Origin of the sequence: Paenibacillus sp. LHD-117 (genome assembly GCF_030929555.1) — a bacterium.
Classification (GTDB): Bacteria; Bacillota; Bacilli; order Paenibacillales; family Paenibacillaceae; genus Pristimantibacillus.
In genome coordinates this window covers 32,867-48,404 of the sequence record NZ_JAVFVT010000051.1, presented here as the reverse complement: position 1 = coordinate 48,404, position 15,538 = coordinate 32,867, and the positions used below count along the sequence as shown (strand labels likewise).

Below are 15,538 nucleotides of genomic sequence, written 5' to 3'. Positions count from 1 at the left end.
AGAAAATAGCCACGCACCTCGCTAAGCTAGCGGGGTGAGTAATTCCGCATGTTTATGCGTCTCTCCTCCAATAAAAAGTCTCAAGACAATTTCATTAGTGGGGTTTCCCAACAGCCTGACAAATGCATCAACAGTCACGCGAGCGCCCGAAGAATTCGATTCGAGGGTTGCAACCGGTACTCGCGCCGCGCGGGGATTCGATTTACGTTCTGGAACTGAAACGCTAATAGAATCCTTAAGAATATCGCGCTCTGCGGGCGCGGTTCTTTCTTGTTGCCGGTTGGAGCGGGACAGCGTACACTTTTCTCGTAGGTGATATGAAAGGGGCTTCGCAGCGATGAAAGAAACGGTGCAGGATATTATTCGATTTTTGATAGAACCGCTCGATAGGATCGAGAATACGGTGGACACGCTCCAATTCGGGGATCCGCAAGCGGAAGTGACTGGAATCGTGACGGCGTTCATGCCGACGCAGCGGGTGATAGAGGAAGCGGCGGCGCTCGGCGCCAATCTGGTTATTGCGCACGAGGCGCCTTTTTATAGCCATCATGAAGCCTTTGGGCATACGCTTGCAGGCGATCCGGTATACGAGGCCAAAAAAAGGTTCATGCTCGAATCGAACCTCGCCCTGTTCCGGCTTCACGACTACATCCACCGTTACCGGCCGGATGGCATCATGGAAGGGCTGATCGAGGCGCTGGACTGGAACGGTTACGTGACGGAGCACCGACCGGTAACCTCCATAGCTGAGATACCGCCCATGACGGTCCGGGAAGCGGCCGCGTACGTGAAGGAACGGCTTGGCCTTGCTTTTGTTCGCGTAACGGGGGATCTCGATTTGTCTTGCAGCCGAGTAGGCTTGCTGGCGGGTTACAGAGGGAAGGGCGACGTGGCGATCCCCTTATTCGAGGAGCATCGTCTCGATCTGATCATATACGGCGAGGGACCGGAATGGGAGACGCCGGAATACGTCAGGGACGCCGTCTATCAAGGGCGATCCAGGGCCGCCATCGTTTTGGGCCATGCAGAGAGTGAAGAAGCGGGCATGAAGCTGCTGGCCAAGCGGCTCCAAAGTCGGTATCCGAGCCTGCCCGTTCAATTTTTGGCGGATGAACCGATATTCCGAATCATCTAATCGGTGGAAATAAATATGAAAACCTAAGGCAACTTTTCTTTCCGAGACGGCGTCTTACTAGAAGAACCATAGTGGACGACCGGGAGGGAAATGATGAAGAGACGATTAAAACAAAAAATAGCTCTGGCCCTGTTATTCGTTTTCGCCGTGATGGGAGTCAGCCAATGTCCGGGCATGGCGAACGCCTCGCCGGAACCGAAGCCCGTTACGGTATCGCTTAACACGTGGGAGGAGACGTTCCAGAACCAGCCTTTCCTGCAAGACGGCTCCGCTTATTTGCCGCTGAGGGAGATGGGCAGGCTGCTGAACGGAAAGACGACATGGATTGCGGAGGAACGGCGGATCGTCATGAGCCATCCCGACGTTGCCGTCGAGCTGACGCTCGGGAGCAAGGAAGCCGAGATCAATGGCGAGAAGGTGGTCATGCGCACGGCCCCGATCAACAAAAACGGCGTCGTATACGTGCCGGTCCGGTTCGTCACCCAAGCGTTCGGAGGCAAAGTGGCTTGGGACGAGAAGAAGCGGCATGTCGCGTTGACGCGAGAAGAACCTTATATGTTTTTGGATTACGCCGGAATCGGGTTTTGGTTGGCTCGCGAGGACGGAGAGCTGCATGCAGCCAAAGGTGCGGAACCTTCGAGGTTAGTAGCGGATACGAATGTGGCGATAAAGGGATATGGGCAGCTGGAAATCGCGACGTTGTCCGACCAAACCTTCGTGCTGAAGGCGTACGACAATTACGGCGAGCCGGCCAACAACAGCTTGATCTACAAGCTGGTCGTCTCCGGCGGGAAGCTGACGCTGGAATCGAAGGCCTATTATTATGGCCATCCGGTGAGGGGGATCGATTGGTCGAGCGCCATGCACGCCTTGCTCGTCAACGGCTCTACTCTCTACGAGGTAAATCATGAAGGGGCGATCGTCGCTACGCATGACCTGCAAGCGTTGACGGGATACGAGGACGAGAATTTCCACGTCGAGTGGTACGACGACGAGTTTATGGTCGTTCGGCCGGATCGGACCGGCTGGCTGACGCTCGTGAACCAGAAGACGAAGGAAACGGTGAATTTGACGGAGACGCTGCTGTCCAAGGCACAGTGGGACATCTATCAATCCCTGGATAAGCTGAGTCCCGAATTCGCGAACTGGGACGGGCTGAATGTCGTAACGCGTGAAGGAAACCGCCTGCAGCTGAACCATTATTATTTCATCGACAGCAAGGATACGAAATACATTTACGATCTCAAATAAGGATCGCGTCTATTGCGAACCGCCTTTGGCTTAGGCCGAGGGCGGTTTTTGTTGCGCCAGCCGTTTCACCTTGTGGCTTAACGATTTTTGCGAATAGGGCTATTGACAAACCGGGGGCGCTCTTATTATAGTAATGAAGTTGAGGAAAATGATAATCATTTTCACTGTGTAAGTTGAGTCGTTATTCTACATAAAGGGGAGAATACCATCATGAAAAAAGTTTGGATTCCAATGCTGGCGCTGCTCATGCTGATCGTGAGCGCATGCGGCAACAACAATACCGCGAATGAAGGCGGGGCGTCGGCGAGCCCGAGCCCGTCGGCCGAAGCAAGTCCGTCGCCGTCGGCAGAGGCGCACACCGGCAAAATCACGTATCAGTCCGAGATGGGACCGATCGAGGTACCGGCGAGCCCGACGCGCATCATCGGTCTGACGAACGCTCCTAACATTTTGTCGCTAGAAGGAACGCTGGTCGGCGTCGACGAGTGGACGAAAAAAAATCCGCTCTTCACCGACAAGCTGGCTAACGTCGAAACGGTAACGGACGAGGATCTCGAGAAGATCATCGAGCTGGAGCCGGATCTGATCGTGGCGGGTTCTTATTCGAAGAACTTGGACAAATTGGCCGAAATCGCTCCGACCGTCGTGTACACTTGGGGCAAGTTGGACTACTTGAATCAACAGCTGGAGATCGGCAAGCTGCTGAACAAGGAGAAGGAAGCGCAAGCCTGGATCGACGACTTCAAGGCGCGCGCTGCGGCGGCAGGCGAAGAAATCAAAGCGAAGATCGGCGCGGACGCGACCGTCTCCGTCTTCGAAACGGATTCGAAGGACTACTACGTATTCGGCAACAACTGGGCGCGCGGCACGGAAATTTTGTACCAAGCCATGGGCCTTAACATGACCGAGAAGGTGAAGACGGACGCGCTTGGACCGGGCTACTATACGTTGTCGCTAGAGACCGTTCCGGACTACGCGGGCGATTACATCGTCATCAGCAGAAGCAGCGCAGCAGACAATGCGTTCATGAAAACAGAGACATGGAATAACATTCCGGCCGTCAAGAACGGCCATGTTATCGAGCTCGATACCGAGGCCGTGACCTACAGCGATCCAATCTCGCTCGAATACATGTTGGATATTTTCAAAAAAGGCTTTCTCGAGAACTAATCGCTTATCGGAAGCGCTCGCCCCTAAATGGGGCGGGCGCTATTTTTGTTTGCGGCGGGCCGCAAATCCCGCAGTCGAACTTTTTTTGTTTTTCACAGCGTTTTCTCATTTTCATTCGCTATAATTGCAAATGTACTCAGAATGATAATCATTATCACGAAAAGAAACAACCGAGAGGAACATGTAATGAAACAAGCATCGGCATTCGAAATCGTGGCGGCGAGATGTTGGAATCTATTAAATGAGGGCAAGCCGTTTACCCCCATATTTACCGTCTCCGTCTTTTTGCTTTACCGGCTTGATCAATGGACGGCTGGCGGTTTCTGGGCGGCCGCCGGTCTTAGCCTGCTGATAATCCTGCCTATGCTCGCGATCTTTTACCATTATGATTTTCCGCTGTTTCTGCGCAATTATTTATGGTTTCCGGTCGTGGCCGCACTGCTTCTATGGGAGCCGGAACATCTTCTGCTATATGCCGCCGCAATAGGCTTGTACCTGTTTTTCACCATTTTCTTCTGGGGCACCTTCTATTACCGGATGCGAATCGGCACGTCATGGTGGAACTTCAGAAGGTTCTGGAAGCTTGTGCTGAAGAACAGCGATTCGACGAGCGGCAACGCTCAGGAACAACTGCCGAAGCTGCTGCTGCTACTATTTGTCTGGAATCGGTTCTATGTCTTGTTGTCACCTGGCGGAAACGCCGAGCCTGCCCCTGCAATCTTGGATGAGGTGATCGTGCTCGGCATCTTCACGGCAAGCTTGTGGCTGTACAGTTGGATCCTCCATCGCCATTTGTTCGATTGGAAACCCAAAGAACCGGAGCTGTACACCGCGGATCCGGACAGAACCGGAATGGCGGCGAACGAGAAGGTGATCGTCATTGTCGTGGACGGCATGCGGAAGGAACGGTTCGAGGAGGCCGACGCGCCGTTCCTCAAGAAGCTGCGGCAGGAGGGGACCGAATATACGCAGATGGAGACGGTGTACCCGGCGAGAACGGTCGTCTGTTTCTCCTCGATGTTCACCGGAGCTTATCCGAGGGATCACGGCATTCGTTCCAATATGGTATGGAAGCTGGGCATCCGGGTGGAAAGCATTTTCGATTCGCTGAGGAAGGTCGGGAAGAGAGGGCGCCTGCTTGGCATCGCGCATCTCATCGACTCGATGGGCGACGACGTCGAAAGTGTGACGGCGGTCATGCACAACGACAAAGCGGATCGCAATATAATCGACCGGGCCAAAAAAATAATGGCCGAACAAAATCCGGACTTGTTCGTCGTCCAGATGATTGCCGTCGATCAAACCGGTCATAGCATGGGCGTGCTTTACGACGAATACTTGCAGAAGATCGCCGAGGCCGACAGGCTGGTGGAGGAATTCGTCCAATGGCTGACGGATCAAGGCATGATGCGGAATACGACGCTAATCGTTTGCGCCGATCACGGTCAAGCCGACGGCATCGGCGGTCATGGCCACTTGGATGAAGGTGAACGGTTCGTCCCTTTTTTCCTGCATGGTCCGGCCATTAAACGGGGCGTCAGAGTCGATGATAGACATTCGCTCGTCTCCGTAGCTCCGACGCTTGCTTACTTATTGGGCTCCCCGTATCCGAACGCAAGCCGCGGGAAGGTGCTGACGGACGCCTTAAATCCCTAAGCCCTTATTGAATTGATAGACGAAAAGAGGAATCCGATGAACGCAACCTGCAACAAGAAGCTTATCGTCTTTATCCCGGCGCATAACGAAGCCGGCAACATCGAAAGCGTCATTGCCCGAATTCCGAGAGCGTTCCATCCCGATTATCGCGTTCAGGTCATCGTGATCGACGATGGATCCACCGACCGGACGGCAGAAGCGGCCAAGGAAGCAGGCGCGGACGCGGTGTTTTCCTTCGAGCGAAACAGGGGGCTAGGGGCTGCCGTCAGGGAAGGACTGACACAGTGCTGCCGGCTCGGCGCGGATATCGGGCTGATGATCGACGCGGACAATGAATATCCTCCGGAGCAAATTCCCGATGTGGTTGCTCCGATTATGAACAACGCGGCGGATTATACGTTTGGTTCCCGCTTTAAGGGAAGCATCTTCGGCATGAAGCTGCATCGGAGGCTGGGGAACTATTTGTTCACGCTGCTTCAATCCGTCTTGCTGGGCAAATGGATTTATGACGGTCAATCCGGCATGCGGGGGTTCTCGCGGGAAGCGATGGAAAGCGCGGAAATTATTCACGATTACAACTATGCCCAGGTGCTCACATTGAACTTGCTGAGGAAGGGCTTCCGTCTGGAGGAAGTACCCATTGCCTACAGCGTAAGGACGAAAGGGCAGTCCTTCATCCGATTTCGCGAGTACGTCTCTTCCGTCATCCCTGCGATTTACAGAGAAATGAGGCGTCCGGTTCCGCGCCGTGCTTCCTTTCCCACGCGCAGGCAGCCGAAGGAAACATCGGGCTGGCAAACGTAATGGCGGCCGCACTTGAGGGGGGACAGCTCGATGCTGCAGCGAATCGTTCGCCATTGGTCATTCGGCGCCGCCGCCGCTCTGGTTCTGACGCTGCTAGGGATCAACCTGTGGTACGCAAGCCCTTTCGTGCGCGCATGGGATGAAGTGGACTTCGTGCTCGCGGTGGAGCGATTCGATCTTCTGGCCATGCAGCCCCACTTTCCGGGGTACCCGTATTTCATCGCGGGGGCGAAGCTGTTCCACGCGTGGGTGACGGATCCGGCGAAAGCGATGATTGCCTGGAACGCGGTGCTTGCATGTAGTTCGGCTATCCCGATTGCGCTGCTGGCCAGAAGAGTTGTCGGGTTAAGCTCAGCGGGATGGGCGGCCGCCGCTGTTTTATCGGCGCCGTACTTATGGCTGATGGGCTCGAGGCCGATGTCCGAATGCGCGGGCATCGCGGTGCTTTGGTGGTACTTATGGAGCGTGAAGTCGGCTGCGGAACGTCCGCGATCGAGCGTCCGCTTAGCCATTTCGATCCTGTTGTTTAGCGTGCTGATGGGCATTCGTTTGTCGTACTTTCCATTCGGGTTGGCGCTGCTGCTGCTTTTGGCATTCCAATACAGAACGGATGCGGACAAGCAAATGAGGTTTCGAAGGTTGACGCTGGCAATCGCGGGCGCCGTGGGAGCGCAGCTCATTTGGATCAGCGGGCTTGTATGGTCCGAAGGGACGCTGCAAGGGTTCTGGACGTTATCCATGGCATTCGTGGCCGGACATTTCTCCGAATGGGGCGGCGGCGTCGCCTCCGCGAACGTCCCGATAGGTACAAGATTCGTCGTGCTCGTCGCCGATCACTTGATTCGGGATGTATGGCTTAGCCGTTCTGGCGCGCTCGGAGCGCTGTATGCGCTGCTCCTGGCGCTCACCGGTTACGGGATATGGAGACTCGGGAGTAGCAAGCGGAAGGCATTCGTCGTTCTGGAGCAAAGTAAATGGCTGCTCGTTTGCCTCGCGGTATACGCGGCTTGGGTGCTGCTCGGCCAAAATATCGAGAAGCCGCGCCATATTGCCCCGGTCGCCGGGCCGTTGCTGCTCGTCCTGTACGCGACGGCCATGAAAACCGCGCAGCTGCTAAAGTATCCTCCCGAACGGAGCTCCGATCGCACTTGGAATCAGGCTGCAGCGACTGCCATTCAGGTCGCGATCGCGGCCCTCATAACCGTTCAGACGGCCGTCGGTGCGCAAATGCTCAAGCTTCAAGCCGAGCAAAGGCCAGCGGTCTATCAGATGAACGACTATTTGAAGGCGATGGAGCAGCCGCTCGTGCTGTACACATGGGAGGAAAGCCGCGTGTTAGGTTATTTGCGGGCCGGCTACGAGCATCGCAAGATTTACACATACGATTATTTCCTGGCGCTCGCGAACGCCGGGACGGGTCGGCGGGTGTTCGTGACGAATCATGTGCGCAGCGGATTTATGGAGCAAGCCGCCGGTTCGGGATCGTCTTTTGTACCAGTCGCCCGGTTTGATTCCGAGTCGTTATTCGATCCGGTTTATTCCCGAATTACGTTATACGAATGGAAGAAACCGGAGCAGGAACTATCGAATTAGAAAGCAAGGAACGGAGAGGGGGAGTACGCAGGTGTCTAAGCAGTTAGGAACCGGGCTGGCGGCGATTCTATTATTTTTATGGCTCGTCCCGGCTCATGCTTCGGCTTATTCTTACGGCGATGCGAATACGGAGGATGTCGCCGAGACGTTCAAAGCCATCGTCAGCGCATTAAGCGGGGATCAGCCGGATTGGAAGACGGCGCTGGAGACGCACCGGGTAAGGCGCTCCGAGATCCAATCGCATTTCGGCGAATCCGTTGCACTCACGCTCGACAAAAACGCGGAAGCGAAAGACGGCAAGCTGTTGATCGCCAACTACAAAGCCGTGTTGGTCATGAATCTGGATCGCCGCTTTACATACGCGCTGAAGGATGTCGGCGACTATGCCGCAGCCAAGCTGCTGCTGGCCAAGGCGAAGGCGACCTTCGACACGCTGTCTCCGTACATGGCTTCCGGGACGGATGACATCAATCAGGCGTTCGATGACGCGCTTGAGGCGCTGGGCAACCCCGGTCTCTTCGGCGTAGGGAAGAAGGAAGCCGATCCGGAGACGTTCGAGCAGAAGGTGAAGTTTATTTACGACAAGGTGAAGCCCGGTTTTCCTTACAAGGCATACGTAAAGCCGGCGGCGACCGCGACGAACGAAGCGAAGCCGACCAAGGAACCCGCCTCTTCCCAGAAGCCGGTACCAAGCAAATCGCCAGGCGCTTCCCAGAAGCCCGTTGCGACTGCAGAGCCGCTTGCTTCCGAATCTTCGGAGGAGACGCCATCGGCGACGCCTGGCGCGGAGCCGAGCCAGAGCCCGGAAGGCAGCGCAACGGCAAGTCCGGAAGAGTCGTCGGCAGCCGACGGGGCGGGGATGGAAGCGTCGCCGCCTGCCGAGCCCGGCGGCGGGACGTCTGTTGAAGGCGAGGCCGATGCCCCCGCGTTAGCTGCCTCTTCCGAAGATGGGGCGCAGACGGAGGGCCATGCGCCGATGGAGCGCGCAGACCGGACGAATCCGTACGTCACGATATTCGTAATCGCGGGAGTCGCCGCGGCCGGGGGCGGGACGGTATGGTTCATTCGGAGAAAAGGATTGCTGTAATCAAACAGCGGTAAAACACAATTTGAGGAGAGATGATCATGCGTAAATTTTGGTCCATTGCAGTATGTCTGGCACTTGTTGTTTCTACTTTTTTCTCGGTATCCCAAGACGCTCAAGCAGCGTCAAGCTTCCAAATCGTCGAGGATGCGGATATCGCAGCCAAAGTGAAAGCTTTTGCCGACATTAAAGCGTTATTCACGGATAAGACGGATTTGAACGCGGTCCAAACGTTCTACATCAATCAATTTCAAGCGGATGTGAAACGCATCGACGCCAACATCAAACCAAACGATCCGATGATCGACGAAAACATTTCGTTCGTGCTCGAGAATGCCGTTAACGGCAAGCTCAGCGTGGGTCAAGCCAAACAAGCGGTAGATAAAGGACTGCAGTGGTACTTCTATTTCTATATTCGCGATCTGATCAGCAATAAGGTTCGTCCGGCGCTCGCGAACAAAGATTTTGACGCCGCGACCGTCGAATTCCACAAAGTCGTGCAAATCTACGAAGGCGTTACCCAAGGCACAGTCGCGAAGCGGGACGCTACGTACGGGCTTGATATGGTCGGCATTCTGAAAGGGACGATCGAACAGCTCCTGAAGGATCTGAAAGAGAAGGACGCCGACGATTTTAACGTACACCGCCAAGTGCTGGACAAAACGATTATCAAAACCTATTCGCTCGCTGCCTTTACGTACGCAACCAACATTCCGACGAAACCGGCCGCCGATCAACCGACCGCCGTTACGGAAGGCTACTTCCTCTATCTGCCCGTCTACACTTACCTGAGAGGAGGAAGCGCGGAGGATGCCGATTACATCCTGAACGCGTTCGCCTCGGGAGATCCAGGACGGATCGATAAAGACAAGATTCAAGCGGCTATGCAACGCGCGATGATCGGCAAAGTATCCGAATACGTCGCGAACGCCCTGACGAAGCTGGCGGCTGGCGATTTGCAAGGCGCGCGCGGCTATGCCATGGAAGGTAACATGTTCTTGTCGACGCAGGAAGTGTTCTTCGCCAAGGAAGATTACGCTTCGGCGGTTGTCTACGCGCAGCAATTCGCGGATGCCGTCGACCGGTCGGATCTGGCTGCTGCACGAAAGGCATCGTTCCAAATGCTGAAATACATGGTTGCGAAAGACGGCATTCAACTGACGCTTAACGAGAAAACGTACAAAGTAGACGGCGAGTCGCGCACGGCCGCAAGCGCGCCGTACATCAACAAGAAGACTTACCGGACGCTTGTCCCCGTCCGTCTGATCGCGGATGCCATCAATGCCGAAGTCAGTTACAACAATAGCACGAAGACCGTTACGATCGTGAAAGACGGCAAAAAAACCGAGCTGAAGGTAGGCTCCGATACGATCGTTCAGGACGGCAAGGTTAACGAAACGATGAGGCTGGACCAACCGGTCGTCTTGGAGAACGGCAGCTCCTTCATTCCGCTGCGGGCCGTAGCAGAGCTGTTCGGCAAGGGCGTATTTTACGATAACAAACAAATCATTATTTTGAGATAAATAGCGGTTTATCAGCGGGAGACGCCTGCGCATGCGCGCAGGTGTTTTCCGCTGCTCTATTTGAAACGCGCGGGGAGGCATAACGATGGATCTACAGTCGTTTCTGATCACGTTTCGGGAAGCGCTCGAAGCCATTCTGATCGTAGGCATCATCATGACGTATTTAAAGAGAATCGGAGAGACGCAGTGGAACAAGTGGGTTTGGGTCGGAGTTGTTCTGGCGCTGGCGGCGAGCTACGGCGTCGCGCTGGTGTTCCAGACGGTACTGACCGGATTCGCGACGATGGGCAGCCAGAATTATTTGAAGATCGGCATTATGCTCGTCTCATGCGTGCTGCTGTCGCATATGGTGTTGTTCATGGGCAGTCAGAGCCGCAATCTGCAAGGCCAGGTAGAGAACAAAATTTCGGCGATTCTGACCGTCGGCGGCGTGCTGAACATGATCCTCCACTCCTTCCTCGTTGTCGTCAGGGAAGGCGTGGAGACGGTGTTTTTCTTCGCGGCGATCACGGGCGGAGATATCCAGAAAGCCTTGCAAAGCTGGGGCGCGTTGATCGGGTTGATCGCGGCGTTTACGGTCGGCCTGCTCTTTTTCCGAAGCACAAAAAAAATACAGCTGAAGACGTTCTTCCGCATAACCAGCGTATTCTTGATGATGATTGCGGGAGGCTTGTTGGTGCAGGCCGTCGGAATTATGCAGGATATCGGGCTCATGGGGACGATCTACCGAACGCCTGGCGGCGAAGTCGGCGAAATCTATAACATTACCGCATTCATGCCGGAGCATCCGCTCGACGAGACGCAGCATATTCGCGATACGGGCGAGCAGCCGCTGGTCAGCGGGCAGATCGGCATTTTCTTTAAAGCGTTTCTCGGGTATACGCAAAACCCGTCGGTCGAAGAGTTTGTCCTTTATTGGGCGTTTTATTTGGTTATTTTGTTGTTGCAGGGCATGCAGAAAAAACGCCATGAGAAGCTGCGGCCGGCTATCACGTAAAAACAATCGTCCGATTGCAAAACAAGGATTGCTCGAACGAAGGATATCGAATAAAATAGAGAAATATATAATAATGAGAATCATTTTCATTATTTTGGATATCATTTCGATTCCTGTTGCGTCTAGCAGGATGACGCAGCTTTCGCGTTGCGGGGGGATAGGCTCAAGATGAAAAAGGTTTTATTGATCGAAGACGAAAAAAACATGTCGCGGTTTATCGAGCTCGAGCTGCAGTACGAATCGTTTTCGGTAACCGTCGCATCCGAAGGCAACACGGGGCTTCGGTTCGCGCTGGATGAAGAATGGGATTTAATTCTTCTCGATCTTATGCTGCCGGGAATGGACGGCCTCGAGATTTGCAGGCGGGTCCGGTCCATCAAATATACGCCGATCATCATGCTGAGCGCCAGAGACAGCGTTCGCGAGCGGGTGTCCGGCCTGGATTGCGGCGCGGACGATTATTTGCCCAAGCCGTTCGCGATCGAAGAGCTGCTTGCCCGGATGAGAGTCGTGTTCCGAAGGCAGGAGATGCGGGAGCAGCAAGATGACAACCTTCTGCCGGTTCTTTCGTTTCTCGATCTCCGATTGGATCCGAATACGCGAAAGGTAAGCAGGGCAGGCTTGCCGATCGAGCTGACGAAACGCGAATACGATCTGCTCAGCGTCTTCCTGAATCATGCGAACCGCGTGCTGGACCGCGAAACCTTGCTCGATAAAGTATGGGGCTTCGAGGTTGCGGTCGATACGAACGTCGTGGATGTATACGTCAGGTACCTGCGCCGCAAAATCGATTATCCCGGGGAGTCCAGCTATATTCAAACGCTCAGGGGCATTGGGTACGTGATGAGAAAATGAGCTTAAAAAAGTGGACGGGCTTCTACTTCCGATTGCCGATAAAAATTAAGCTGACATTAGGCTCGACCCTATTGATCATGGCGTTGTTCGTCGGGTATAACCTGCTGCAATACATCGTCATGGAGCAATGGATCATCCAACGCGAGAAGAAGAACATCCGGCATGACATGAATGCCATCCTGAACGATTTGCTCGAACGGGAGGCGGAATTCAAGTCCGACAGTCTTGCGGACATCAAGCAGTATTTGGACAAGATGAATTCGGACGATCAGCGAATCCGCGTCTTAGATGCCGATCATCGCGCGTTGATTACAGTAACCGACAACGTGACGGACCCGTGGATGGATCCCTTGCCGATACCGCAGCAAGAGATCGGCATTTACAAGAAGGACGGCCATTCGCTCTTGATCATGAAAAGCCCCTTAACGATCCACCGATTTACGGGAACCGTCGAAATCGTCAAGAGTCTGGCTCAGTTCGAGGCGCTGACGAAAACCATTTCGCAGGTTATGTTTTATTTTGCGATTGGTGCCGTGGCATTAAGCGTATTGGTTGGATGGCTGCTGACGCGCAGATTGCTGAGGCCGCTGCAGGCTATGGCGCAGACGATCAGGGACGTGAACAACAAGGGCATGCAGGAAAGGATGCGCCCTGCCATGAATGGGGATGAAATTTCCACGTTAATGGTCATGTTCAACGATATGATGGATCGGGTGGAAGAGACATTCCTGCAGCAAAGCAGGTTCGTCGAGGATGCTTCCCACGAGCTCAGGACGCCGGTCGCGATCATCGAAGGCCATCTTGCCATGCTGCGAAGATGGGGGAAGGACGATCCTGTTGTTTTGAACGAATCGCTGGATGCTTCCCTGGAAGAATTCGCGCGATTGAAGCGGTTGGTCATGGAGCTGCTGGCTTTGTCCCGCGCCGAGAAGGAAGCTCGCGACGAAGTATCCCCGCTCACGAATGTGCCGGATGCCGTTGCATCGATCATCGAGCGTTTCGCGTTTATCCATCCCGACTTTCGGATCGAATTTGATTTGCACCGGCTGAAAGGGATTAGCTTGATGATTCCGATCGGGCATCTGGAGCAAATATTGCTTATTCTTCTGGATAATGCGACGAAATACTCCGTGGAGAATAAGACAATCGTCATCAAAGCCGATGTGGCCGGCGAGCGGGCCGATATTGAAGTGATCGATTGCGGCATTGGCATTCCCGCCCAAGATTTGCCTTATGTAACGGACAGGTTCTACCGGGTAGATCGGGCAAGAAGCCGCGAGCAAGGAGGCAACGGGCTGGGACTCGCGATCGCCAAGCGATTGGCCGAACGTTACGACGGAACGCTAGCGATACGCTCCGAGGAGCTGGCGGGCACCGTGGTTACCGTCCGGTTGCCATGTCTGCCGCGCGAGTAACATTCATGTGAGGAAAAAAATCAAGGGGGGTTCGCGTTGAAGAGGTTGTTGATCGTTACGGCCATATGCGTCTTCTGCGTCGTGCTGGGACTCATCGGATCGGAGCTCCAGCCTGATAGCCGGTCTGAGGGGCAAACGGCGGCGAGTCGCGGGAAACAAAATACGGAAATGAAAAACGGATTCGTGACGGTCTATACGGCAAGGCACTATGAAGCCGATCCCCTCCTGTTCGAAGCTTTTACGAAAAAAACCGGTATCGAGGTCGTAGAAATCAAGGGTACGGCGGAAGAATTGATCGCGAGGATGAAGAGGGATGGCGATCGTTCCGATGCGGATTTGTTTTTTGCCGTGGACGGGGGAGTATTAAACGTCGCGAAGCGTGAAAACGTGCTGCAGCCGCTGCGATCGGAGACGCTGGACAGCCAAGTCCCGGCCAAGTGGCGCGATCCAGATCATTATTGGACAGGAGTAGCGACGAGGGCCCGCGTCATTGTCTATGCGAAGGATCGGGTGAAGCCGGAGGAGCTGTCCACGTACGAAGATTTGACCGATGAGAAGTGGAGGGGCAGGGTGCTCGCCAGATCGTACGCCAGCCTGTATAACCAGTCCTTGCTCGCCTCCTTCATTGCCCTGAACGGAGCGGATGAAGCGGAACGGTGGGCACGCGGCATCGTGGCCAACTTCGCGCGAACCCCGGAAGGGGGAGACCGCGATCAAGCGCAAGCGATCGCGGATGGCATTGGCGACGTGGCGATCATGAACACGTACTACGTTGGCCAGCTTGCCGCCTCTAGCGACCCTGACGAGGCGCAATTGGCGGAAGGGTTAGGCGTATTTTTCCCCAATCAGGAGACGACGGGCACGCATCTCAACATCAGCGGGATTGGCCTCGCCCGTTATTCCGAGAATCGAGACAATGCCTTGAAGTTGATGGAGTATTTGACCAGCAAGGAAGGGCAAACTCTATTGGCGCGCGAGAGCTTCGAATTCCCCGTTAACTTGGAGGCGGAAGCGGCGGATCCATTGCGGTCATGGGGGACTTTCAAGGCGCAGCGGCTTGATTTCGCGGATTTGGAGCAATACCGGCAAGAAGCGATCGGCATTTTCGATAAGGCCGGTTGGAAATAGCGTAAGGGTTGTTCCAAAAGGTCGAAAAATGGACCTTTGGAACAACCCTATTTTTTGTGCGAATTTCGGGCTATTATCTGGCTTGCAGCATCTTCAGCTTTCTGCCTTTGCCATAAGGAATGCACAGCGGGGTTCCGAAGATCGGATCGACCGTGATTTGGCATTCCATGCCGAACACTTCGCGGATCAGCTGCTCGTTCATAATGGCCTCGGGTTTGCCCTGCGCGTGGATTCGCCCATCCTTGACGGCCACGATATGGTCCGCGTACCGGCAAGCCAGATTAATATCGTGGAGAACCATAACGATCGTGCGATTCTCCTCCGCGTTCAGGTCGAACAGCAAGTCCAGGATTTCGATCTGATGGGACATGTCCAGGTAGGTAGTAGGCTCGTCCAGCAGAATAGTCGGCGTGTTCTGGGCTAGTGTCATCGCGATCCAAGCGCGCTGGCGTTGGCCGCCGGACAGCGAGTCGATCGAATGGGAGGACAGCTCCTCCATGTGGGTAACCTCGAGGGCCCGCTTGACCATTCGCTCGTCTTCGCGCGTCCATTGCTGGAGCCAGCTTTGATAAGGGTAGCGCCCTTGTTTCACAAGCTGGTGGACGGTCAGCCCTTCCGGAGCGAGCGGGCCTTGCGGCAGGATGGCGAGCCGTCTGGCGATCTCCTTGCTCGAGAGCTTCGCGATCTCGGTGCCATCAAGCAGGATGGAGCCTTCCTGGGGCTTCAGCAGACGGGCAAGCGAACGAAGCAGCGTAGACTTGCCGCAGCCGTTGCTGCCGATGAATACGGTTATTTTTCCCGTCGGCACGAGTAAATCCAACTTGTTGAATATTTCTTTTTGCCCGTACGATAACGTCAGGTTTTTCGCTTGAATGGAGGACACAAGAAGGACTCCTTCGTTATGGAATTTGGTTGTCGCATGCCTCG

Annotated in this window: 13 protein-coding genes; 12 read left to right on the top strand and 1 reads right to left on the bottom strand. The window is 54.8% G+C overall.

What is annotated here, in order from left to right; translation table 11 throughout:
• Nucleotides 1-337 precede the first annotated feature (337 nt).
• The 12 genes from RB620_RS27865 to RB620_RS27810 all read left to right on the top strand — a co-directional run bounded on the left by RB620_RS27865 (nt 338) and on the right by RB620_RS27810 (nt 14,611).
• Nucleotides 338-1,135: a Nif3-like dinuclear metal center hexameric protein gene (locus tag RB620_RS27865; RefSeq protein ID WP_308100130.1), complete on the top strand. Its 798-nt coding sequence runs from the start codon at nt 338-340 to the stop codon at nt 1,133-1,135.
• A gap of 93 nt (nt 1,136-1,228) precedes the next feature.
• Nucleotides 1,229-2,386, top strand: coding sequence for a copper amine oxidase N-terminal domain-containing protein (locus tag RB620_RS27860; protein ID WP_308100128.1), 1,158 nt, complete (start codon nt 1,229-1,231; stop codon nt 2,384-2,386).
• A 210-nt stretch (nt 2,387-2,596) separates the two neighbouring features.
• Nucleotides 2,597-3,556, top strand: coding sequence for an iron-hydroxamate ABC transporter substrate-binding protein (locus tag RB620_RS27855; protein WP_308100127.1), 960 nt, complete (start codon nt 2,597-2,599; stop codon nt 3,554-3,556).
• Nucleotides 3,557-3,742: 186 nt separating this feature from the next.
• Nucleotides 3,743-5,212: an alkaline phosphatase family protein gene (locus RB620_RS27850; protein ID WP_308100125.1), complete on the top strand. Its 1,470-nt coding sequence runs from the start codon at nt 3,743-3,745 to the stop codon at nt 5,210-5,212.
• 36 nt (nt 5,213-5,248) lie between these two features.
• Entirely contained in the window at nt 5,249-6,016 is a 768-nt protein-coding gene (locus RB620_RS27845) for a glycosyltransferase family 2 protein (RefSeq protein WP_308100124.1), read from the top strand.
• 30 nt (nt 6,017-6,046) lie between these two features.
• Nucleotides 6,047-7,609, top strand: coding sequence for a hypothetical protein (locus tag RB620_RS27840; RefSeq protein ID WP_308100123.1), 1,563 nt, complete (start codon nt 6,047-6,049; stop codon nt 7,607-7,609).
• A 31-nt stretch (nt 7,610-7,640) separates the two neighbouring features.
• A complete protein-coding gene (locus tag RB620_RS27835; RefSeq protein WP_308100122.1) occupies nt 7,641-8,696 on the top strand; it encodes a hypothetical protein in 1,056 nt (351 codons plus the stop codon).
• A 38-nt stretch (nt 8,697-8,734) separates the two neighbouring features.
• A complete protein-coding gene (locus RB620_RS27830) occupies nt 8,735-10,216 on the top strand; it encodes a stalk domain-containing protein (RefSeq protein ID WP_308100120.1) in 1,482 nt (493 codons plus the stop codon).
• An 85-nt stretch (nt 10,217-10,301) separates the two neighbouring features.
• Nucleotides 10,302-11,213 carry an FTR1 family iron permease gene (locus tag RB620_RS27825; protein ID WP_308100118.1) on the top strand — a complete coding sequence of 304 codons (912 nt, stop codon included), beginning with the start codon at nt 10,302-10,304 and terminating at the stop codon, nt 11,211-11,213.
• Nucleotides 11,214-11,381: 168 nt separating this feature from the next.
• Complete coding sequence (locus tag RB620_RS27820; RefSeq protein ID WP_308100116.1) at nt 11,382-12,068, top strand: response regulator transcription factor; 687 nt, start codon at nt 11,382-11,384, stop codon at nt 12,066-12,068.
• Entirely contained in the window at nt 12,065-13,483 is a 1,419-nt protein-coding gene (locus tag RB620_RS27815) for a HAMP domain-containing sensor histidine kinase (protein WP_308100114.1), read from the top strand. The genes RB620_RS27820 and RB620_RS27815 overlap by 4 nt, the downstream gene beginning before the upstream one ends.
• 36 nt (nt 13,484-13,519) lie before the next feature.
• The gene (locus RB620_RS27810) at nt 13,520-14,611 is read left to right on the top strand and encodes a Fe(3+) ABC transporter substrate-binding protein (RefSeq protein ID WP_308100112.1); all 1,092 of its coding nucleotides are present in this window, start codon (nt 13,520-13,522) and stop codon (nt 14,609-14,611) included.
• 73 nt (nt 14,612-14,684) lie between these two features.
• On the opposite strand, the gene RB620_RS27805 is transcribed toward RB620_RS27810, so the two are convergent.
• The gene (locus tag RB620_RS27805) at nt 14,685-15,494 is read right to left on the bottom strand and encodes an ABC transporter ATP-binding protein (protein WP_308100109.1); all 810 of its coding nucleotides are present in this window, start codon (nt 15,492-15,494) and stop codon (nt 14,685-14,687) included.
• Nucleotides 15,495-15,538: the final 44 nt, after the last annotated feature.

What these genes read in the sequence shown, in the direction of transcription:
- RB620_RS27860 (WP_308100128.1), top strand. Translation starts at nt 1,229, where the DNA reads ATGAAGAGACGATTAAAACAAAAAATAGCTCTGGCCCTGTTATTCGTT.
- RB620_RS27850 (WP_308100125.1), top strand. Translation starts at nt 3,743, where the DNA reads ATGAAACAAGCATCGGCATTCGAAATCGTGGCGGCGAGATGTTGGAAT.
- RB620_RS27825 (WP_308100118.1), top strand. Translation starts at nt 10,302, where the DNA reads ATGGATCTACAGTCGTTTCTGATCACGTTTCGGGAAGCGCTCGAAGCC.
- RB620_RS27845 (WP_308100124.1), top strand. Translation starts at nt 5,249, where the DNA reads ATGAACGCAACCTGCAACAAGAAGCTTATCGTCTTTATCCCGGCGCAT.
- RB620_RS27815 (WP_308100114.1), top strand. Translation starts at nt 12,065, where the DNA reads ATGAGCTTAAAAAAGTGGACGGGCTTCTACTTCCGATTGCCGATAAAA.
- RB620_RS27855 (WP_308100127.1), top strand. Translation starts at nt 2,597, where the DNA reads ATGAAAAAAGTTTGGATTCCAATGCTGGCGCTGCTCATGCTGATCGTG.
- RB620_RS27865 (WP_308100130.1), top strand. Translation starts at nt 338, where the DNA reads ATGAAAGAAACGGTGCAGGATATTATTCGATTTTTGATAGAACCGCTC.
- RB620_RS27820 (WP_308100116.1), top strand. Translation starts at nt 11,382, where the DNA reads ATGAAAAAGGTTTTATTGATCGAAGACGAAAAAAACATGTCGCGGTTT.
- RB620_RS27830 (WP_308100120.1), top strand. Translation starts at nt 8,735, where the DNA reads ATGCGTAAATTTTGGTCCATTGCAGTATGTCTGGCACTTGTTGTTTCT.
- RB620_RS27840 (WP_308100123.1), top strand. Translation starts at nt 6,047, where the DNA reads ATGCTGCAGCGAATCGTTCGCCATTGGTCATTCGGCGCCGCCGCCGCT.